Below are 22,697 nucleotides of genomic sequence, written 5' to 3' on the forward strand. Positions count from 1 at the left end.
AAACTGCTATGAATGAAAATATGAACATAGATTCCAACAAACTGAGCAATCGATTGCATTATTCAAAAAGAGGCTTCATTACTGAAAATTTTCTCTTACAGAATGAGTTTGCAAAAAAGCTTTATCATGATATTGTCAAGGACTTGCCTATTATCGATTACCATTGTCACCTATCTCCAAGAAACATTGCAAATGACATTCAATTTCAAGATTGTACTGAAGCATGGTTGGTAGGCGATCATTATAAATGGCGGGCAATGCGCACACTTGGAATTAATGAAAAGTATATTACCGGTGGCGCCACTAACGAAGAAAAGTTTCTAAAATGGGCAGAAACTGTTCCCTATACTTTAAGAAATCCTTTGTACCATTGGACGCACCTTGAGCTAAAAAGACACTTTGAAATTAATGACCTTTTATCTTCCGAAAATGCGAAAGCTGTTTTCGAAAAATCTTCAGAGATGCTCCGACAAAAAAGTCATAGCACCCAAGGTATACTTTCTTTAATGAATGTAGAAGTTGTATGTACTACAGACGACCCTACAGATTCCCTAATTCATCATCAGGAAGCATATAAAAACCACATAGCATTGACATTATTACCCACATTTAGGCCAGATAAAGCATATACCATACACCATCCCGAAGAATATCTTAAATATCTTGAAACCTTGAGCGAGGCAAGTGGCATCGAAATCCTGCAATATCAAGATCTGATCGATGCACTAAATGACCGAATCGTATATTTTCATAAACATGGGTGTAGGCTTTCTGACCATGGATTAGAACAGCTATTCTTTTTTGAACCTGGTACTTATGATATTGAAACTCTTTTCCAAAAATTAAAGAGCAAAAAAGAACTTACCCCTGAAGAGATAAATTATTTCAAATTTGAGACTTTATGGCACTTATGCAAAATGTATCATGCACAAGGTTGGGTACAACAATTTCATCTTGGTGCCCTTAGAAATACGAATCAGCGAATGCTTACAAAATTGGGCCCGGATACCGGATTTGATTCTATAGGAGATTTTTCCCAGGCCGTCAGTCTAAGTAAATTTCTAAACCTTTTGGATAGTCGTGACCAATTAACCAAAACCATATTATACAATCTTAACCCTGCAGATAATGAAGTTATGGCTACCATGATCGGAAATTTTAATGATGGCAGTATAAAAGGCAAAATACAGTTTGGCTCTGCCTGGTGGTTCCTGGACCAAAAAGATGGTATGGAAAAACAAATTAACAGCCTTTCGAATCTTGGTTTATTGAGTTGTTTCATTGGTATGCTTACCGATTCTCGTAGCTTTTTATCATTTCCTCGTCACGAATATTTCAGACGTATTCTTTGTAACCTTATTGGTGCCGATGTTGCTAATGGAGAATTACCTGCAGATGAAAAATGGCTGGGAAAAATTGCAAGTGACATTTGTTATCATAACGCAAAAGAATATTTTGGTTTTTAATGAAGTATTATGAAAATCCTGAACAGAACAACATATAAAGCTACAACGCAAAGGCCCATTAAAGTACTGCAATTTGGTGAAGGGAATTTTCTGCGCGGGTTTGTGGATTGGATTATCGAAATTTTTAACGAAAAAACAGATTTTAATGGAGATATACAGATAGTTCAACCCATACAAACTGGGCTTGGTGATCTTATTAATGAACAAGACGGACTATACCATGTTCTTATTGAAGGGTTACAAAATGGTGAAAAAGTTCAATACACCAAATTAATCTCATGTGTGAGAGGAGCCATTAATCCTTTTGAAGATTACAAAGCTTTTTTAAAACTAGGAAAAAATAAGGATTTAGAATTTATAGTTTCAAATACTACCGAGGCAGGAATTATTTTTGACCCCAACGATAAGAGCTTCGAAACCTTACCTCTTACTTTTCCAGGTAAATTAACGGCTCTTTTATACTACAGGTTCCTTCATTTTAAAGATGTTCAAAGTAAACCGTTAACCATTCTTCCTTGTGAATTAATTGATCGCAATGGTGACAAGCTTAAATCAGCCATTTTAAAATATATAGAACTTTGGGAGTTGCCTGAAGGTTTTACAATATGGTTGGAAAATCGTATAGTATTTTGCAATACCCTTGTAGATAGGATTGTTCCCGGGTTTCCGCATGATACTATTGAACAAATCCAAAAAAAGATTGGGTACAAAGACAATCTGGTTGTAAAAACAGAGCCTTTTCATTTGTGGGTCATTGAGTCTCCCAAATCAATAGAAAATCAATTCCCGGCCAAAGAGGCTGAATTAAGTATAAAGTTCGTTTCAGATCTAACACCATATAGAACCAGAAAAGTACGAATACTTAATGGAGCACACACAGCAATGGTTCCTGTTGGATATCTTAGTGGCATGCAAACTGTAAAAGAAACTTTAGAACACCTCAAAACTGCACCGTTTGTAAATGAAGTTATATTTGATGAGATTATACCTACTCTGGACCTCCCTGAAGAAGAACTAATTCTTTTTGCCAACTCTGTGATCGAGCGATTTAAAAATCCATTTGTAAAGCACCAATTGATAAGTATTGCTCTGAATTCAATTTCGAAATTCAAAGTTCGGGTACTGCCCTCTCTTCTAAAATATATAGAACTCAATCAAAAACTCCCCAAAAACCTGGTACGGTCATTAGCCTACTTAATCTTATTTTATCGTGGCAAAAATTTTGAAAATCAGGACATTCCTTTACAGGATGATCAAAATATACTAAGCTTCTTTTCTGAAGTTTGGCAACACAAAGACCTTGATATAACTATTCAAAAAGTATTAGAAAACGAAATGCTTTGGGGTAAAAATCTTAGTGAGATCCCAACACTCAAGGATGAAATAATTAAGGAAATAAACATCTATCATAATCATAATTAGTGATAACTACCAAATGAAATCTGTTTTGACTTCATTCATAAATCTCGAATTTGGTTATGATTTTAAAACAAAACATCATGAAAGAAAGGAGAGATTTTTTAAAGACTACAACTGCAGGATTGGGAATTTTTGCTACAAGCCCTTTGATTGCAGGTGAACGGTATTTGTCGCAAATAGATACCCCTCTTAAAAGTTCTGCTAAAACGGCATTAACCAAAATTACGGTTAAAGATGCTGAAATTATTAAACTTAAATTCGACAAAGCGACTCCCCTATCCTGGAACGCAATTAAAAAATCCGGAGGAAAACCACCTTCTACCACATTCTTAAAAATAACTACCCATCAGAATATAACGGGATACGCTATTATAAAAGGAGCTAGCAAAGATGTGCTAAGTTTTATAAAAAAAATTAAGGGAATGAACCTTATGAATACCGAGCAGATTTGGGATCATATGTTCTATCACAACAGAAAACCTGTCGCAAAAGGAAAAGAAATACATGCTATTGGTAGTGTAGATCTTTGTGTTTGGGACATTGTGGGCAAAGCGCTTAATCTGCCCGTACATAAAGTATTGGGTACGTATAGAGAAAAGATACCCGTATACGCTGCTGGCGGTTATTATGCTGACAACAAAGGCATTCCCGAGCTTGTAAAGGAAATGGAAGAATATGTAAAAGAAGGATACAAAATCGTGAAAATGAAAATCGGTTATCTTGATGCCAAAGCCGATGCAGAACGTGTAAAAGCAGTAGTAAAAGCATTGGGAACAGATGCAAGAGTAATGGTAGATGCCAATAATGGCTATAGATCGGCCTATGAAGCTATCCGATTTGGACGCTTGGTTGAAGATCTTGATCTTTACTGGTTCGAAGAACCTGTTGCCCCCGATGACTGGAGAGGCAATGCCGAAGTGCGTGAAGAGTTAGATATTCCCATTGTAGCCGGTGAGAACGAATATACAAGATGGGGTGCCCGAGATTTGGTAGAAAATCATTCATGCGACATTGTAAATATCGATACCATTAAAGGAGGTGGCTTAACAGAAATGAGAAAAATAGCTGCATTGTGCTCTGCCTATCATATTCCCGTGGCACCCCATGGATACGCCCATATGAATGTACATGCAGTAGCTTCCATTTCAAACGCCTTAATACTTGAAACATATCCGGCAAAAGCTCGTGATTTTAATCCTTCTTTAGAAGCTTTTCCTATACAGAATGGATATATAGATGCGCCTTCAAAAATTGGTTTAGGGATGGATCCGGATCCAGCTCTAATAAAAAAATATAGAGTTTCATAATAGATTTCATGTAAAACTTCTGTTTTTTAGTCATTTATGATATATTTCCGTTATGGATTAACCTTTCTTTTTTTATGTTTTTCTAACTAAAATCTTTATTTTATTGATTATTTTTTATCGTAAAATATACTTTTATTATTTTTTTCGTAAAAATTAACACTTAAATAATCATAATATCAAATAATTGAGGTTTTTTTTGTTATTTAGACAAGTGAATTAGTGTTCATATAAATTAAACCATTTATTATGTTGTGCAATCGATTGTTCATATTTAACAAAAAAATACCCCGATTACATCCAAATTCTCTTTTGTGTAACTTTTTTAATCATAAAAATGGTTGCTATTCTAAGGATTATTCTTAAATAACATTATGCAATCGATTGCATCAATTATTTTGAAAAGAAACTAAATTACCCTTATTAGGACTAAAAAACAACAAAGACACTACCCTCAAAAAATAATCAAAACCAAACACGTATGAAAAAAACTATCCAGAAATCAAAAAAACGTTTTTTACCGATTTTATCATTACTCCTACTTTGTTCTTCTGGAGTTTTGGCACAAACAATCTCGGGAACAATTCGGGAAAATATCGATAACCTGCCTCTTCCTGGAGCAGAAGTTGTGATAAAGGGCACCTCAATAGGATCAAGTACAGATTTTGATGGTAAATTCAATTTGGTATATGACAACCCTTCATCTGCAGTATTAGTTATTACATATTTAGGTTTTGAAACCAGAGAAGTTAATGTATCAGATTACAGCGACCCTAACAATATTACGATAATGCTTGAGGAATCAACCTTTGGATTAGACGAAGTTGTAATCTCGGCCAACCTTGAAGGGCAAAGAAGGGCCTTAAACATTCAAAGAGCAGCAGATAATATCAAAAATGTTATTTCGACAGATCTTATAAGTCGTTTTCCGGATCTAAACGTTTCTGATGCCTTGCAAAGAGTTCCTGGTGTAAATATAGACCTTGATCAAGGGGAAGGAGACGCCATCTCAATTCGCGGTACTCCACAAAATTATACCACAGTAACAATAAATGGTGAGCAACTTCAAAATACGGGTACAAGTAATAATCGTACTTCTGGATTATACCAATTCCCTGTTGATCAATTAAGTCAAATTGAAGTTACCAAAACAATCACCCCCGATATGGATGGTGATGCTATTGGAGGTTCGGTTAATCTTTCTTCTCCAAAAGCAAGAAGAACAAAATTGGGTGTAAAAGCCGAATTGGGTGGTGGTTATGTAGATTTAACTGAAGGAGTAAACTTTATAGGAAAATTCAAGCTTGACCAGCGTTTTGCAGTAAATGACAAGAATCCAAACGGAGCTTTTGGTTTAATGGGTAATGTCTCTTTTTACAGAAGAGAAGGTGGTGAAGACCGTATTGAAGGAAGATGGAGAACACGGGATTTTGATGATGGTAATGGTGAACAGTTTTATCTAAGTGACCTTAATTTACGACCTCTTGCTAGCGACCGGTCTCGGATAGGTGTAACACTCACGAGCGATTATCAATTCGACAATGATAATTTTATCGTAGTTAAGGGGTTCTACAGTTTTTTACGAGAAGATGAACTAAGACAAAGAACACAATTTAGACCTAGAAATGGCGAACGTGAGGCACCAGACCTTAGTACCGAAGCGAGAGCCCGTAAAAGATTTAGAGATCGTGTCGTAGATCGATATACTATAAGTTTAAATGCCGATGCCCAATTTAAAGTTGGTAATTTAGAAATCGTACCCGGGTATGCATTTTCTACTGGACAAAGAGATGAAAATGGAACACGAGGTGAAATTCGTGCCGATGGAACCGATGTAGATATGCAAATAAGTCTGGCAGATCCAGATTTTCCACAAATTTTCCCTGTTGGAGGGCAACCAGGAGATCAATTTGATGATGATTTATTTGATGATTATAGGAATATTCAATTTTATAATCGTATCGTTAAAAATGCCGCCAGTACAGCAAAAATTAACTTTGAACTTCCTATCACTTTAGACAACTCTCTTTTAACCCTTAAAACAGGTTATAAAAACCGGGTTACAAGACTAAACAGAAGTGGTGCCACTAATGTTTTCGAATATGAAGGAGATCAAGACATAACAATAGCACAGTTTAACACCCCAGGATTAGTGCGTACCGGCCTATTAGATGGAAACTATAACTACGGAGCCTCTGTTGATCCTGGCCTTTTTTCAGACTTTTACTTTGCAAATATAGGGGATTTTGAGTTAAACGAAGAGCAAGGACGCCAAGAAACAAGTAACTTTTTATATGCTGCCAATGAAAATACAGACGCAGTTTATTTCATGGGTAAACTTAGAACAGGCAAATTTAACATCCTAGCTGGGGTGCGATACGAATCAGTAAACCTTGACTATGACGCTAATATCGTAAGAGATGAAGATCCAAACGCAGATGGCGGTTTAACAGTTACCCCTGTTTCAGATAGATCATCCTATGATTTTGTTTTACCAAATCTTCAAGTAAAATATGAACTTGATGATTTCACTAATTTACGACTGGCATATACCAAAGGGTATTCGCGTCCTAATTTTGATGATGTTATCCCCTCTTTACAGATTTTTGACGAAAATGATGAAATTGAAGTTGGAAACGCTAACTTTCAACCACCTTCGGCAAACAATTTTGATCTTTTATTTGAAAGATACTTGGGGACTGTAGGAATTTTATCGGGAGGTGTATTTTATAAAGATATCAAGGATTTCCGTTTTGTTCGCGTATTTCAGATCCAAACAGGAGATGAGTTTCCAGGAGCAGATATATTTACACAGGAAGAGCGGGATCGATTTTTAGTATTTCAACCGGATAATGGCGATGGTGCTACAGTGCTAGGAGCTGAAGTTAATATCCAAAGTAATTTTAAATTCTTACCTGGTTTCTTAAGTAACTTTGGAATCTATCTTAACTACACCTATACCGATAGTGACGCTACTATTGACGGAGTTGATGGACGTAGGTTACCGGGGCAGTCTCCTCATACAGCCAATGCTGCACTCACCTTTGATAAAGGCGGGCTATCTGCCCGTTTTACGGCAAACTATCAGGATGAGCGTATTGAACAAATTGGCGGAGATCGATTAAGTCCAGGTGATAGCGATGTTATACGAGCCGAAAGACTTCAATTGGATGCCAATGCTTCATATACTATAAAGAAAAAATGGAGAATATATGCTGAAATTCAGAACATTAACGATGCACCCCAAATTGAATACTTGGGCAATGAATCCAGGGTATGGGATATAAGTTATTATGGATTTAGGTCCTCGTTTGGAGTTTCATATACCTTCTAAGACTTATTTTATAATTGAGTTAATTACGTCGAAAAACGGTTCTTACATTTCTAACAAAGAGCCGTTTTTTTACAACCACATAGCACAAAGTGAACAATTCAACATATCTTTTTAAAACAGATCCGAATATTTACAGTAAATTCACAATATCTGTTCTGAAAATAAAGATCTAAAACCAATACTAAATGAAGGCAAAGACTGTTGGACTTTTTGCTGGCCCTATTCTTTTCATACTTATTTTGCTCTTTTTTAGGGCTGAGGGATTATCAAAGGAAGGTATTGCCACTTTTGCCATTGGGACCTGGATTGCCATTTGGTGGATTACCGAAGCTATTCCAATCTCGGCTACCGCCCTTCTCCCCTTCGTTCTTTTCCCTTTAACAGGCGTTATGACCGTAAAAGGGGTCTCAAGTGCTTTTGCCAACCAAATGATCTTTTTATTTCTAGGCGGATTTATTCTGGCAGTAGCTATAGAAAAGACAAATCTTCATAAACGAATAGCCCTTACCATCATTTATCAAATTGGTAGTAATTGGAACAAAGTGATCCTAGGTTTTATGATGGCAACAGCCTTTTTAAGTATGTGGATCTCTAATACCGCTACGGCAGTGATGATGCTTCCCATAGGTCTTGCTGTTATTTCTCAGATCAAAGCTGAAGGAGAGGTAAAAAAAAGTATGGGACGATCATTGATGTTGGCTATTGCTTATGGTTGCTCTGTAGGAGGTGTTGCCACCATTATTGGAACACCAACAAATGTCATTTTTGTTGGTATTGTTGAAGAGATTTATGGACAAACCATTTCGTTTACAGAATGGATGATGTTGGGGTTGCCGTTTTCTATTTTGATGCTTACCATTGGATGGTTTTACTTAACAAAAGTAGTGTTTCCAGTTACTATCGAAGGAATTCCGGGCGGTAAAAAAGCCATCAAAGAGCAATTAACCTCATTAGGTAAAATCTCCTATCAAGAAAAATCGGTATTATTCGTGTTCATTGTCGTAGCTTTATGTTGGATCACCAGCCCATTTGTATTAAAAAAGATTCTTCCCGGAATTAATGATACATTAATTGCCATTGCCGGAGCGATTTCTTTATTTATTCTTCCTTCGGGAGAAAAACGAAAAATAGGCATTATCAATTGGCAAACCGCAGAAACCATCCCTTGGGGAATTTTATTATTGTTTGGAGGAGGACTCGCCCTAGCCGAAGGATTCAAAGTTTCTGGCCTTGCGCAATGGATCGGTAGTCAATTAACGCTGTTCAAAGTTCTTCCTGCGATATTATTGATTTTGGCAATTATTGCGGTTGTCAACTTTTTGACCGAGATCACTTCTAACGTCGCTACAGCAGCAATGTTGATGCCTGTACTGGCTGCCCTTGCATTATCCATAGATGTACATCCCTATTTCCTGATGATCGCAGCAACCATAGCAGCGTCTTGTGCTTTTATGCTACCAGTAGCCACTCCACCCAATGCCGTTGTTTTTGGCTCAGGCTTACTTACCATCCCAAAAATGATGAAAGCAGGATTCTGGATGAATATCGTTTCTATTTTGGTAGCTACTGTATTGATTTATTATATATTACCATTGGTATGGGACATAGAAATTGCGGGTTTCCCTGAGGGGTTTAGATAAACCACCCAATAGTATTGAGTGGTTTATACAAAAGCAGATTATGGCCCCTTACCTCCATAATCCTTCCCTATTTGGGTACTATTTACTCTGTTCTAAAGTTCCAAAGCTGTCCCATGGTGGCACTTTGGTTTGGATCTTTTGCTACTACTCTCCAGTAATAGGTAGTACCCGAGGATACCGATACATCCAATGTAGATACGTCAATAGCTTCGGCTACCAATGCTGGGGAATCTGTATCTCCAAAATACACATCATACACTAGTGTATCTCCATCAGCATCGCTCGCATTCCAATTTAAAGTAATTGTTGTTTCCGATACTCGAGATCCAATCTCTGGGCTTACTACTTCTGGAGCATTAGGCAGTGTATTTACAGCTGCATCTGGCTCGGTGAAAAACGATTGGGTGGCCGAATAATCACTCTCGTTCCCTTTATTGTCCATGGCCTTTACACGCCAAAAATAGGTTACTCCCTTGTCTAGGTTGAATGTCCTGTTACGTTGCGTCGTGGTTACCGTAAAGGCGATCGTATCAAAACTACTATCTGTCGAAATGTCGATCACATAACTAATCGTATCCCCATCACTATCGGTAGCAGCATTCCATGAAAATGTTAAATCTATATTGGTACACGTTAAATTATTAGTTGGAAATATCAAACTTGGGATCGTAGGATCGGCATTCGAAAGATCTATCTGCGGACCACCATCATCATCGCCACTACAAGATAGTACTAGTGCTGTGCTCAATAAAGCGATATATATCTTTATACTTTTCGTCATTGTTCTCGTTTTATTGTTTTACAATTTTAAAAGTGGCTCCTGCTTCAAGTCTTACAAAATACACTCCTTGTGGTAAGGTTTGCATAGGTAACATCACTTGTCCTGAAGTAATCGTATACTCTTTTGAAGAAACCTCAACACCCAGTCCATTATAAATCGATACATCGATCGTTTGGAGTTTACTATCTGGAAGACTAAGGGTAACATTACCTCTCGTTGGGTTTGGAGCTAGACTAACTTCATTGATTAGAGTCACTTTGGTAGATAGCTTCCCTTCACAAGCCAAACTTGAAGAAACCTCAAGTTCATCGCCATGTTGTACATCCACTATAAAACTCTTGGTGGTATACGTTCCTACCATTTCATTATTGATCATTACCGTATATGGTACAGTTCCGGTAGCGATTTCTACCAACATTTTGCTGGTCGAGGTATCGGTTTGTAGGCTCGTTTTACCTTCTAGACTCTCGGCGGCCTCGATCACTACCTCAAAACATTGTTCGCAATTATTAAATCCAGCTACTGTGATACATACTGGGTAGGTACCTGGCGTCAAATTGTTAACTTCTAATGAGGAAGTAAAGTTATGCTCTATACCATCAATGGTCGTTATGTAATCTAACTCGTTAGCAGCAGTGATGTTGATCATACCATTATTCTTATCCAAACAAGTCTCGCTAGCGGTAGTAATCCCAAAATTGTTGGCAGGTAAACTTACCAGCGGACAAGTGTCTACTACATTGACTGTTCTGGCAACTTCGGTAGCTACATTGCCTGAAGCATCCGTAGCATTGTAGCGTATTGTATAGCTACCTACAGCATCTACAAAATCGGAAGTATTGATGATTACATTGGTTACTCCATCATCGATGGTAGCACCTAACTCGGTATACCCTGACCCTAACTCAATAGTCTGTGGATTGTCTCCCATTAAAGTAATTATAGGAGCCGTAGTATCCACTACATTTACGGTCCTAATTACCTCAACGGCATTGTTACCTGATGCATCCGTAGCGTTATAGGTCACTTCATAGCTTCCTGCTACATCCATATTCACTGTCGAAGCATCAATAATGACAGTACTACCGTCATCGGTAGTAGCATCTAACTCAGTATAGGTTGCTCCTCTCTCTATGATTTGTGGGTTGGCACCGGTTAAAGTAATTACAGGTGCTGTGGTATCTACAACCTCAACAGTTCTTGTTACTTGGTCTGCAGAAATACCAGATACGGGATTAACTGCGTCATAGGTAACAGTATAGCTACCCACTTGATTAGTATTTACCGATGTAGCCGTAATGGTTACTGTAGCACCATAGGTTACCTCTGCTCCTAACTCGATATAAGGTGTACCTTTTTCTATAATTTGTGGATTATCGCCTAGTAGCATAATTACAGGTGGTATACAACCTAGTCCTCCGTCGTTGATGGTCCAATTATAAGGAGCACTCGTTAATGTATTTCTTGCTGCTTCACCTAGGCAATAGGTAGCATCGGCATCTAACGTTAAATTTGCAGGAATTTGGGTTTCTCCTGTTTCTACGGTTGCCCATCCAATTAAGGTATTATCATAGTTTTCTTGCGACATTCCAGAACCTGTAAACATTTCACTCATGTTTGTTACACTTGAAATATCCCAACTGGATAGATCCTGGTCAAAGGAGGATGCTCCCCAAAATAACTCTTCTATATCCTGAACCTGACTAAAATCCCAATTACTTAAATCCTGGTTAAATGAAGTAGCTCCGTAAAACATAGCATACATATATTCTACAGTTCCTAAGGCCCAATTACCAACAGGTTGGTTGAATGAAGTAGCATTATAAAACATATATGCCATATCTGTAACCGTAGCCATATTCCAATTAGAAATATCCTGATTAAATGCTAATGCTTCTTCAAAAGCAGAATCAGTTCTTAAAAGATTCGTAAATACCCAACCACTAATATCTTCGTTAAAAATAGAACACTCATAGAACATACCATGAATATACTCTATGGTAGACATATCCCAGGAACCAATAGTATCTTTAAGATCCTCAAAATTTGTACATTCTCCAAACATACTGGTTAATTCAGTAACTTGTGTAAAATCTGGAATATCATCAGCATTTAACTTCAAGTTCTCACAGCCATAAAAGGCTTCTCTAAAGCTAGACCATTGTATATTTCCCCATTGTTCTATCGATCTTATTTTGTCTTTATCTCCAGTATTATCAAAGTTGATTCTAGGAAAATCTCCAACGATCTTTACAGTATACGTTCCTGCGGTTGCATATTGATGGGTAGCATCTCCAGTAAAACCACTTTCAATAGTTCCGTCTCCCCAGTCTACCCTATAATTGTATCCTGAATCTTTAGTCGGTATGGTAATCGATTCATTAGCTGTAGTAGTTTGCCAGGTGGTGATAAAGAAATCCTCAGGGCAACCTTTTCCTGCATCTGTAATTGTCCAATTATACGGGGTGCTCGTTAGGGTATTTCTAGCAGTTTCTCCTACGCAATACGGTATTCCTTCTGCATGAAAAATTACTCCCACCGGAATTTTAGTTTCTCCACCATCTAATCTAGCCCAACCTATTAACGTAGCATCATAGTTCTCAGTAGACATACCCGAATTACTAAACATATGCTGAATCGAATTCGTATTTTCTACCAAAGAACTAATATCCCAACCCCCCAAATCTTGGTCAAAAGCTGTGGCTCTCTCAAAAGTATTATTGATATTACCTAAATTCTTGGTATCCCATCCGCTGATATCCTGGTTAAATGCAATAGCATCTCTAAACATATTTGCAAAACTTGTTGCTTCGCCTGTATCCCAATTTGAGATAGTACCGTTAAACGCAGTTGCTCCATCAAACATAGAACCGAAACGTTCTCCCATAGCTGTATTCCAGGAATTAAGATTTTGATTAAAACGAACATTCCTAAAGAACATAGATGAGAAATTCTTTACGTTGGCTACATTCCATGAATCTATATTTTCGTTAAAGTTTGAGCGGCTGAACAATGAAGTCATCATTTCAACAGTGCTCACATCCCAATTCCTCATGTTACCACCATTATCTACCAAAGCAGTAGTTTGTTCAAACATCCATCGCATACTGGTTACCAAACTAAGATCTGGGGCATCAATTGCATTGATTACCAAATTACTACAACGTGAAAAAGCACCTTCCATAGAAGTCCATTGTTGTACTCCCCATTGTTCAACGGATAAGATTTTCTCTTGGTTTTCAAAATTAAATCTAAAACTAATCCTGGGAAAATCTCCTATAATTTTTACAGTATAGATTCCAGCGGTTACATATTGGTGGGTTGCATCTCCTGTAAATCCAGTTTCCACCGTACCATCTCCCCAATCTACTGTATAATCATATCCACTCCCTGTAGTAGGTATGGTAATGGATTCATTAGCCGCAGTAGTTTGCCAGGTAGTGATAAAGAAATCTTCAGGGCAACCTTTTCCTGCATCGTTTATTGTCCAATTATATGGAGCACTAGTTAGGGTGTTTCTTGCAGTTTCTCCTAAACAATAAAAAGTACTAGCATCTAATTTCACCTCTGTCGGAATTCTTGTTTCTCCAGTTTCTAAGGTTGCCCAACCTATCAGCGTAGCGTCGTAATTTGTTTGAGACATTGCCGAACCTATAAGCATACCATCCATTGAATCCCTGCTTGTATTACTTATATCCCATGCTGCAAGATTTTGATCAAAAGTAGTTGCATTTAGGAACATAAAATCAAAATATTGCGCCAGAGCTACATTCCACATTCCAATAGGTTGATTGAAAGCTGTTGCTCCATCAAACATATTGGTTAGATCATTCGCTTTCTCAGTATTCCAGTTATTTAAAGGTTGATTAAATTCCGTATTATTTTTAAACATACTAGAAAAGTCCTCAACCTTACTTACATTCCAACCGTTGATGTTTTCGTTAAACGGTGTATCTTCAAATAGGCTGGATATCGTAGTTACGTTCTCTAGATTCCAAGTACCTATATTATTTTTTAAATCTTCAAGATTTGTACAATCCAAAAATGTTCTATATAAAGAAGTAACAAGAGTCAAATCCGGAGCGTCATCAGCATTTAATTTCAGATTAGTACATCCCCTAAAAGCATTTGCCATAGAAGTCCATGGTTGTACTCCCCATTGTTCAACGGATAAGATTTTTTCTTTGTCTCCCGAGTTATTGAAATAAATTCTCGGAAAATCACCAGTAATTTTTATAGTATAAGCCCTAGCATTCCTATAGGTATGTGATGGTGCTGTATCCGTGGTTACTGCTTCTGCCGTATTATCTCCCCATTCAATCACATAACGATAGGATTCTCCACTAAAAGTTGGTATCGTAATAGTTTCATTAGTCGTAGTAGTTTGCCAAGTGGTAATAAATTTCTCCTCTTCAGGACACCCTACTCCCAAATCAGAAATTCTCCAATTATAGTCATTTATTAACTGAAATCGCTCCACAAAAGCATCACAATATCGGGTAAGATCAATAGATACATATACATCACGAGGAATTCTGGTTTCTCCCGCATCCAATGTTGCCCATCCTTTTAATGTTTTATCATAATTTTCTGTAGAAAAATTATTAGTAGCCAAACTATTTGTTCCGATAAAAGATCTCATGGATACGGCTTCACTAATATCCCAACTCCCTAAATCCTGATCAAAATTAGGGCATACATAAAACATCCCATCAAAACTTCGTACGTTAGATACATCCCAATTTCCGATATCGTGATTAAAACCGGACTCGATAAACATCGAATTCATATCTTCTACATTTCCGGTGTCCCAGGCACCTATCACATTTTGTAAATCTTCAAAATTGGTGTTTTTTGCAAACATCCGTCGGGTAGTTGTTACTGCGCTAAGATTAGGAGTATCGGTGGCATTTAATTTAAGATTAGCACAACCATTAAAGGCTTGTGCCATAGACTGCCAGGCTATAGTACCCCATTGTTCTACAGTTAAAATTTTATTTTTATTTCCTCTATCATTGAAGAAAACTCTAGGAAAATCACCAATGATTCTTACTGTATAAGTTCCGGCATTAACATATTCATGCGTCGCATTTCCTGTAAATCCACTTTCAATAATACCATCTCCCCAATCTATTGCATAATTGTATCCACTACCTGTAGTTGGTATAGTAATCGATTCATTTGCAGTCGTAGTTTGCCACGTAGTGATAAAGGCATTTGTAAAATCACATCCAAAACCACCATCAGTAATTGACCAGTTATATGTTGATGATGTTAATAGATTTCTAGCTGATTCTCCCAAACAAAATTTTAGATTTCCAGCTCCAAAGGAAACATTTAAAGAAAGAGATTCTCCACTTTCCAACGTCGCCCAACCGATAAGTGTAGCATCATAATTTTGATCAGACATGCCCGTACCATTAGTAAAAATATCTGTAAAATCTGATACATTACTAATATCCCAGTCCCCTAATGATTGATCAAAAGACTTCGCATCAGCAAAAGTTTCTATTGCTGATTCTAGATTCGTAGTAACCCATTGATCCAAAGTATAATTAAAATCTTCACAAGCCTGAAACATATGATCAATACTCTTTACACTTCTAACATTCCAGGTATTGATATTCTCATTCATAAACGCATTACGAAACATACTGTTCATGGAGCTAATGGCACTTACATTCCAATTTCCTATATTTCCACCATTATCAATACAGGAACCATCTTCGAACATACTCTCCATGGAGGTTGCATCGCTAAGATCAGGAGCATCGGTTGCATTTATTTCTAAGGATCCACAACCCTTAAATGCACTTTCCATAGAGGTCCACTTGTTACTTCCCCATTGCTCGATCGTTTGAATTTTTCTACTATCTGCATTACCATTAAAACGAATCTGATTAAAATTACCAGAAATGCGAATAGTATATGTACCAGCGTTTGCATAGGTATGATAGGCTTCTTCCGTTTCATTAGTAATAATACCATCACCCCAGTCTACTGCAAAATCAAGTCCCGTATCTACAATAGGAAGTGCTATTTCTTCATTATTGCTAGCTATGCTCCAAGTGGTGATAAAGAAATCTGTTGCCGCGCATGTGGTACCTCCATCAGTAATAGTCCAATTGTAGGGTGCTGATGTTAGCGTGTTTTTTGGTTCTATTCCTAAACAAAAGGTACTCGAACCTGCATTAAAATCGATGTTTGAAGGAATGTCATCAACTCCATCATTTGAGACACCACTAGAATCTGTTGCCCAACCAATCAATGTAGCATCATAATTTTCTGTAGAAAGTGAAGTGTTCGAAAACATGTTATTCATAGATGTGACCTTACCCAGATCCCAATCGCCTAAGTTTTGATCAAACTGTCTATTTAGCTGAAACATAATTCCCATCCTTATAGTTCCGGTAACACGTTCTCCAATATTCCAATTAGAAATATCCTGATTGAATGCACTTTGAGAAAACATGCCCAAAAAACTGGTAACACTACCTACATCCCAAGTATCTAGATTTCCATTAAAAGAATTAGTAGCAAAAAAGGCAAAACCCATATTGGTAATGTTTGAAACATCCCAATATGAAAAATCTTCGTTACTTAATGACCTGCATACTCTAAAGGCATTTCTTAAACTAGTTACATTAGAAAGATCTGGAGCATCTGTAGCTGGTATTCTTAGGTTATTACAATCATTAAATGCATTCTCCATGCTTGTCCAGGCAATGTTTCCCCACTGTTCAACAGTACGTATTTTATCAGCATCTGCATTATTGTTAAAATATATTCTAGGGAAATCACCACTAATCTTTATGGTCTGTGTTCCTGCAGTCGTATATTCATGAGTGGCATCTCCGGTACGACTGGTTTCGATTGTGCCATCTCCCCAATCTACCGTATAGTTATATCCAGAACCGATAGTAGGGATCGTTATCCTTTCATTGGCAGTAGTGGTTTGCCAGGTGGTAATAAATTCGTTTTGCGCGTTTGATAAGTTCACAAAACTGACCATAAAAAATAGTGCAATGTAAAAGTGCTTCATAAGGGGTATGTTATTGTTATACTAGATTTTGAGCGTGATTTTTGATCAAATACGAGCAACTTGAGTTGTTCGATTCTTATAAAAATCGTGGGCAAAATTAAGATTATTTTAAGAAAAGTATTGATTATAAGGGGTTGCAAAAGGGTTGCAATCTACCCATCGTAGCGTTAAAAGTGTTTAATAAGCGTACAAAAACCTTGTTATACTGATGGAAGTAAATAATACTATATCACCCTTCGACAGGCTCAAGGTTCGTATATTATATTTTGGTTTTTTTAATAAACGCTATAATATCTTCTTTGGAGTCTACCCCTATTTTTTTGCGGATACGTGAGCGGGAAGATTTTATGGCCGAAACCGTAGTACTTTGAAGTTTGCTTATCTCGGTAGAATTGAGTCCCAAAGTCATCAAACTCAGTAATTCTTTTTCTTTTTCTTTTAATTGTGGGAAGTGCTTATCCAAAATCACTTTAAAATCTCGACTTACTTTATTGAGATAGGATTGCAAATCAGTGGTTATTTTTTTGGTAGCTTTTTCTGAAAGTAACGAAGCAGATAGTGAATGTAATGCCTTAACACGTTCTTTTTCATTCTCAAGCCGAATAATTTCGCGAATATCACCCAAGGTCTTGTTGAGTACTTCTTGACGTATTGAACTATCAACCACTACTTTTTTAAGTTCTTTTTCCTGAGTTATCAGAGCAAGCTCGGCTTTCACTTTCTCTAGCTGTTCTTGTTCTAGCTTATTTTTCGATAAGGCGATGCGATGCTTTGCATTTTTACGAGTTAACCAAAAAATAATACCTCCTAAAACAAGTGCTATAGCCAATAAGATAAGATACAATCGTTTTTTGGCAGTTTCACTTTCTAAACGTAATTGATCGGCTTGTTTTTCTTTTTCAAATTTATAATTGAGTTCCAATTCTGTGATGCGTTTAACCTTTTCTGTATCATTGATCGAATCATTATACACTTTGTAAATTTTGTAATCTTCTAATGCTTGTTGATACTCTTTCCGCGTTTCATTAAGATTGCTTCTGCTATAATATTGCTTGAGTAATAACTCTTTATTTTTTAGCTTTTTAGCGACTGTTATAGCACTATCCAAATAAGGTAGTGCTCTATCATATTCGTTAAGTGCATTATACAATACGGCAACATTTAGGTAACTTACACTTAATTCACTTTGATCCTTTATATTCTTTGAAATCCCTACATTTTCTTTATAAATCGCAATAGCCTTATCAAACTCTTTATTACTATAATAAATGGCAGCTAAACCACCATTGGCCTTAGCTATTCTGGATTTAGAACAAGGCAAGGCTTTTACTTTTGAAATATGAATAAGACTAGAATCATTTTGTTTATTGAGATAGTAAGTAACTGCTAACATATGATGTGATAAAGCAAGCTCTTCCACATCGGCTAACTTATTTTTAATTGTAATCGCACTTTTAAAATATTGTTTAGATTTTTTGAAATCTTTCTGGCGTCTGTAGAACATTCCCAAATTATGCAACGTCAACCCAATGGTAACAGAGTCCTGAATGATCTCACTTATACCAAGTGCTTTTAAATAGTTGGTCAGCGCATTTTCTGGATTACTTTGTTTGCTGTCTAATATGCCTAAATAATTTAATGCCTGTGCTTCGCTTTTTTGATAATACTCATTTTTATCTTGTTCTTTTAAAAATGCAAATACCTCGTTAAGGATTATCCTCGAGGTATCTACATCAAATCGGTGCATTTGTTTTACCAATTCGATTTGATAACCAATTCGAGCAGAATCGGTAGTTGCTTTTTCGATTTTATCCTTCAAAACATTTGCGATACTATCGTGAGATTGCGAATACATCGAAAAGGATAGTAAAAAGGCACTTATATATACGAAAGTTATTTTCAACAAATAATTTTTTGGGAATTAGCTGGTCTTTTCCCAAAAATACATCATATTATCTTTTCAACCATAATGATTTTTTTACAACGCTTATATCAAAATCAATACCCACTCAAATAATTAAGCGGGTATCGTATACATTTCGGTTCCCAACCTCTGTAATCGCGAACAAAATGGATAGCCTTATTACTCGATCACCATTTTCTTAGTATTTATTCTTCTGCTCCCTACATATATTGTATAGAAATACGTTCCTTTTGCCAACCCATCACTATTGATATTCAATTCGCCATCTCCTGTTTGTTTGATCGCAACTGTGGATCCCCCGGCGGGGATGATGATGAGTATTAAGGATTCTGAAACGTATTTTTAAAAATTAAAAGACCTATCGCTTTTTGTTGGGGTATTGTCTTATGATGAGAATTTTGTTTCAAAATTAGCGTAAAAAGACTTGTTTTTTAACTCAGTTCTTTGTTGGGCACAGTACTTATTGGTCTATTTGACGTAATATTTCCATTTTCATTGCTTCAGTTGTACTTGGTTTGTCAAGTAATTCTATTTTTTTTTCGATAATTTTCCTTTCTCGATGTCTATCCCAAAGATTTGCAAAAAGCATAATTATAAAAATACTAACCATTAAAATTGGAATCAAAATTTCATCCGTACCTGATGATACTTCAAGTTGTTTGCTAGCAAAATTATAGCCTACTAACCAATCAAAACTTATACCTCCAACCAATACTGGAAATAATATTATTTTAATTCGTCCCAAATTTGGTCGTCTACTGAAAAATGCGACGATACTATTCAACATAATATTCGTATAAGAAATAGTTCAACATATCAATTAATTCTGCTTTTTCGTTTTTGTCAAGTCTTTGACTATTTAATTCTTCCAATATTACTTCTACCTGCCTTCTTGGGTTATCTGCAAAATATTCTCCCTTAGAAAAGTATTTTCTGAAAAGTCTTTCAAACCTTTTTTGGTAATATATCCCTCTCTTTTCATTTTCTTTATATATTTTATGAACCATATATTCCGCTTCTGTCTGTCTGTCCTTTTCTGTAGAAATCATTTTAAAGCCAATAAATAATAAAGAAATTTGGATTGCTATCGTGAAAAATAAAAACTGGTAACCAAGATAAAAGAATATGAGCCAAAGAAGACAGCTCAGCATAAGCATTATTATTCCCAATTCATTCACTAAGAATTGAGTCTTTTTTTTCTCACTTAAAAAAAAGAGTAATGCATCTTTAGAATTTCTGATTTTCATTTTTTCCATATTGTGTCCAACAAGTGTATAAAGGATATATATTCTTTACTTTCCATTTATAAATACATACTTAAATCACCTCTCTCTTCCCAAAAATCAACAATTCTTCTCAATTATTTTTACGGGTTTCCATAGTTGCCAAATATTTTTGAGAAAAAATGAGCTAGTTTCAAAAAACGATCCAGAACGTTTTAAGGGCTATATGAGTCAATATTTTAGAAAACAATATGCCTCCCGAGCATAGAAATCATCATCCTGTATATTACAATCACAATCCAGGACTTAATGTAAAGGTCCCGGGATTTTTTTCTTCATTTTGGTCCTTAAAATAGTGTCTTTGTAACCTTCTGTAGGCTCCACAGCATATGTGAGTACCTTCCCGTAGGGTACAACCGCTTTCCCGGAGCTCGCTATACGTTTCCCGTATCAATTATTTGGTCTCCCAGCATCTTAAAAGTGCCCCACAGCACTTGCAAGCACCTTCCCGGAGCATTCAAAGTCGTTCCCGGAGCCCGGGAAGCCTATGTACTGCCCCAGAAATTACCTGGCAACCTCCCAGGGAGGTATTATACCTCCCGGGACGGGTATGTAAGGTTACGGGAAGGCTTGATCAATTGCTGTGGAGAGGTAATTTGGTTACGGGGCGCCATGGTATGGGGAATGCAATGAGATATAGGAATACAATATTTATTAATCTCGTATTGGGAACACCGTTCATTATGCTTTAATAATATATTTAACACAACAATAACAGTATCAACAACCCGAGTTTCAAAAAATGAAACTGGGGCTTAGTATTATTGTAAAACAAAATATAACAATTAAGTTTTCAGTCAAAATAACTAAAGCTTAATCTGGCTATTAACTAGTCTTTTATATTTTTATAACTTAAAACCTATTCCGTGGCGAGCCAAGATTTAAACTTCAATATATTTAATATCATTATTCTCATTGGGATTTTTCAAGGGCCGGTTTTTGGTCTCATTGTATTTTTAAATCGAAACTTTAGATTTAAGGCAAACTTCTTTCTAGTGTTTACGGCATTAGCACTTTCACTTAATAACTTTCAATATTGGTTGATTGATGTTGAATTGGTAGAAAAACTATTCTTTCATGTTCCTTTTGAATTTCTAATAATGCCAATGTTTTACATTTTTGTAGATAAATATTTGCAACTAGAATCTTCGAAGAAGATACTTAGTTTCATTTTTCTACCTTTTATATTGAGTTTTTTATTCAGAGCAATAATAACTTTCAATTTAATTACATTAACCGATGTCTCTATACATCTTCTACTTACCGTCGAAGAATATGTATCCCTTGTTTTTTCTATTGTAATGATTGCTATTATTCTGTTAGAAATCCATAAATATGAAAAATCAAAGTCTAGTTATGATTTATTAAAGATAAAAGCAAAAACCAAATGGTTAAAACAAGCTTTGATTATAGGTATAATAGTATGTGTTTCATGGGTATTTGTAATCAAAGATGATATAGCTAGATTCGAAGACGATCTAAGTACATATTATCCATTATGGATTATTATTTCTCTTTTGGTATACTGGATAGTATATAAGGGAATTATTGAAACACAAATATTTAATCAAAGATTAGATATAAGAAATGATATTATTAAAACAGTTCCTTCCGAGTTAAAAGTATCTCAAGTCCCAGATGATCTTTTTGTTGAAGTTAAAAACTCAATTATAAATAATAAGTTATACCTCAATCCTAATTTGAATTTAGATTTTGTGGCTAAAAAAGTTGATGTAAGTACAAGTCATTTGTCTAAAATTATTAATAAAAATGCCAATCAAAGCTTTACAGATTTCATAAATCAGTTAAGAGTAGAAAATGCAAAAACAATACTTCTTAATCCGGAATATAAAAACTATACAATTGAAGCGATAGGTTACGAATCGGGCTTCAATTCTAAATCTAACTTCTATATGGCCTTTAAAAAAGAAACTCAAAAAACACCATCAGCCTTTCGCTCTAGCCATAAATAAGTTTGTCCAATATTTTGTTTTGAACAATATTCTGGACATTGTATCATAGTGTTGTTTTTATGTTTGTGTTGGACTAGTAAAACAGATTAAGTAATAAAGAAAAAATCACAAATCATTATGAAACATTACTTTAAAGGCTATACCCTAACAACACTAACTATGGTATTTTTGACAATTTTTACAGGATGTCAAGAAGAAGAATTGTTACTAGAAGAAACCGAACAAGTAACCGAAACAGTCACCCCCCAAAACTCGATTTTTCATAAAAAAGGTTTTGTTTCCAAAGAAGAGATTCCTGATATCATGTCAAATTTGAAGAGTAAAATGCCAACAAAAAGTGTGCATAGTATAAACAAAATTAAAGATAACGGGGTCTCTATTTATATTGATAAAATAAAGCATCTTTCTATCAAGGGGCAACATACCAATTATACCTTCCCGGTATCGGTAGAAGGATCATTACCTAATGAGTTATTCATGCTATCGATTGATCAAAATATCGATGGAAGCATTGAAGAACCCATTATGATA

Annotated in this window: 13 protein-coding genes; 7 read left to right on the plus strand and 6 right to left on the minus strand. The window is 35.9% G+C overall.

All coding sequences use genetic code 11. The features are described from left to right. The first annotated feature begins 20 nt into the window (after positions 1-20). From uxaC to U6A24_RS02880, 5 genes are all read left to right on the plus strand, one after another. A complete protein-coding gene (uxaC, locus tag U6A24_RS02860) occupies positions 21-1,466 on the plus strand; it encodes a glucuronate isomerase (protein ID WP_324178446.1) in 1,446 nt (481 codons plus the stop codon). A 9-nt stretch (positions 1,467-1,475) separates the two neighbouring features. After that, entirely contained in the window at positions 1,476-2,888 is a 1,413-nt protein-coding gene (locus U6A24_RS02865; RefSeq protein WP_324178428.1) for a tagaturonate reductase, read from the plus strand. 77 nt (positions 2,889-2,965) lie between these two features. After that, a complete protein-coding gene (locus U6A24_RS02870; protein WP_324178429.1) occupies positions 2,966-4,192 on the plus strand; it encodes a mandelate racemase/muconate lactonizing enzyme family protein in 1,227 nt (408 codons plus the stop codon). 478 nt (positions 4,193-4,670) lie between these two features. Then, positions 4,671-7,523, plus strand: a complete 2,853-nt coding sequence (locus tag U6A24_RS02875) for a TonB-dependent receptor (RefSeq protein ID WP_324178430.1) — start codon at positions 4,671-4,673, stop codon at positions 7,521-7,523. A 185-nt stretch (positions 7,524-7,708) separates the two neighbouring features. Then, the gene (locus tag U6A24_RS02880; protein ID WP_324178431.1) at positions 7,709-9,163 is read left to right on the plus strand and encodes an SLC13 family permease; all 1,455 of its coding nucleotides are present in this window, start codon (positions 7,709-7,711) and stop codon (positions 9,161-9,163) included. A gap of 82 nt (positions 9,164-9,245) precedes the next feature. On the opposite strand, the gene U6A24_RS02885 is transcribed toward U6A24_RS02880, so the two are convergent. The 6 genes from U6A24_RS02885 to U6A24_RS02905 all read right to left on the minus strand — a co-directional run bounded on the left by U6A24_RS02885 (position 9,246) and on the right by U6A24_RS02905 (position 20,157). After that, positions 9,246-9,944 carry a fibronectin type III domain-containing protein gene (locus U6A24_RS02885; protein WP_324178432.1) on the minus strand — a complete coding sequence of 233 codons (699 nt, stop codon included), beginning with the start codon at positions 9,942-9,944 and terminating at the stop codon, positions 9,246-9,248. A 10-nt stretch (positions 9,945-9,954) separates the two neighbouring features. Next, positions 9,955-16,986: a BspA family leucine-rich repeat surface protein gene (locus U6A24_RS02890; protein WP_324178433.1), complete on the minus strand. Its 7,032-nt coding sequence runs from the start codon at positions 16,984-16,986 to the stop codon at positions 9,955-9,957. 259 nt (positions 16,987-17,245) lie between these two features. Next, on the minus strand, positions 17,246-18,889 hold the full coding sequence (locus U6A24_RS02895; protein WP_324178434.1) for a tetratricopeptide repeat protein: 1,644 nt from the start codon (positions 18,887-18,889) through the stop codon (positions 17,246-17,248). Positions 18,890-19,069: 180 nt separating this feature from the next. After that, positions 19,070-19,231 carry a T9SS type A sorting domain-containing protein gene (locus tag U6A24_RS23190; RefSeq protein WP_407653997.1) on the minus strand — a complete coding sequence of 54 codons (162 nt, stop codon included), beginning with the start codon at positions 19,229-19,231 and terminating at the stop codon, positions 19,070-19,072. A 139-nt stretch (positions 19,232-19,370) separates the two neighbouring features. Next, positions 19,371-19,655, minus strand: a complete 285-nt coding sequence (locus U6A24_RS02900; RefSeq protein WP_324178435.1) for a hypothetical protein — start codon at positions 19,653-19,655, stop codon at positions 19,371-19,373. 31 nt (positions 19,656-19,686) lie between these two features. Then, the gene (locus tag U6A24_RS02905; protein ID WP_324178436.1) at positions 19,687-20,157 is read right to left on the minus strand and encodes a hypothetical protein; all 471 of its coding nucleotides are present in this window, start codon (positions 20,155-20,157) and stop codon (positions 19,687-19,689) included. 902 nt (positions 20,158-21,059) lie between these two features. On the opposite strand from U6A24_RS02905, the gene U6A24_RS02910 reads away from it, so the two are divergent. Then, a complete protein-coding gene (locus U6A24_RS02910; RefSeq protein ID WP_324178437.1) occupies positions 21,060-22,166 on the plus strand; it encodes a helix-turn-helix domain-containing protein in 1,107 nt (368 codons plus the stop codon). 117 nt (positions 22,167-22,283) lie between these two features. Then, positions 22,284-22,697, plus strand: a 414-nt coding sequence (locus U6A24_RS02915; protein ID WP_324178438.1) for a hypothetical protein, incomplete at its 3' end; no start/stop codon positions are given.

This window comes from Aquimarina gracilis, assembly GCF_035285365.1.
Lineage (GTDB): Bacteria > Bacteroidota > Bacteroidia > Flavobacteriales > Flavobacteriaceae > Aquimarina > Aquimarina gracilis.

Bases quoted from the DNA above. Each gene is read 5' to 3' on its own strand.
- uxaC (WP_324178446.1), top strand. From the start codon at position 21: ATGAACATAGATTCCAACAAACTGAGCAATCGATTGCATTATTCAAAA.
- U6A24_RS02865 (WP_324178428.1), top strand. From the start codon at position 1,476: ATGAAAATCCTGAACAGAACAACATATAAAGCTACAACGCAAAGGCCC.
- U6A24_RS02870 (WP_324178429.1), top strand. From the start codon at position 2,966: ATGAAAGAAAGGAGAGATTTTTTAAAGACTACAACTGCAGGATTGGGA.
- U6A24_RS02875 (WP_324178430.1), top strand. From the start codon at position 4,671: ATGAAAAAAACTATCCAGAAATCAAAAAAACGTTTTTTACCGATTTTA.
- U6A24_RS02880 (WP_324178431.1), top strand. From the start codon at position 7,709: ATGAAGGCAAAGACTGTTGGACTTTTTGCTGGCCCTATTCTTTTCATA.
- U6A24_RS02885 (WP_324178432.1), bottom strand. From the start codon at position 9,944: ATGACGAAAAGTATAAAGATATATATCGCTTTATTGAGCACAGCACTA.
- U6A24_RS02890 (WP_324178433.1), bottom strand. From the start codon at position 16,986: ATGAAGCACTTTTACATTGCACTATTTTTTATGGTCAGTTTTGTGAAC.
- U6A24_RS02905 (WP_324178436.1), bottom strand. From the start codon at position 20,157: ATGAAAATCAGAAATTCTAAAGATGCATTACTCTTTTTTTTAAGTGAG.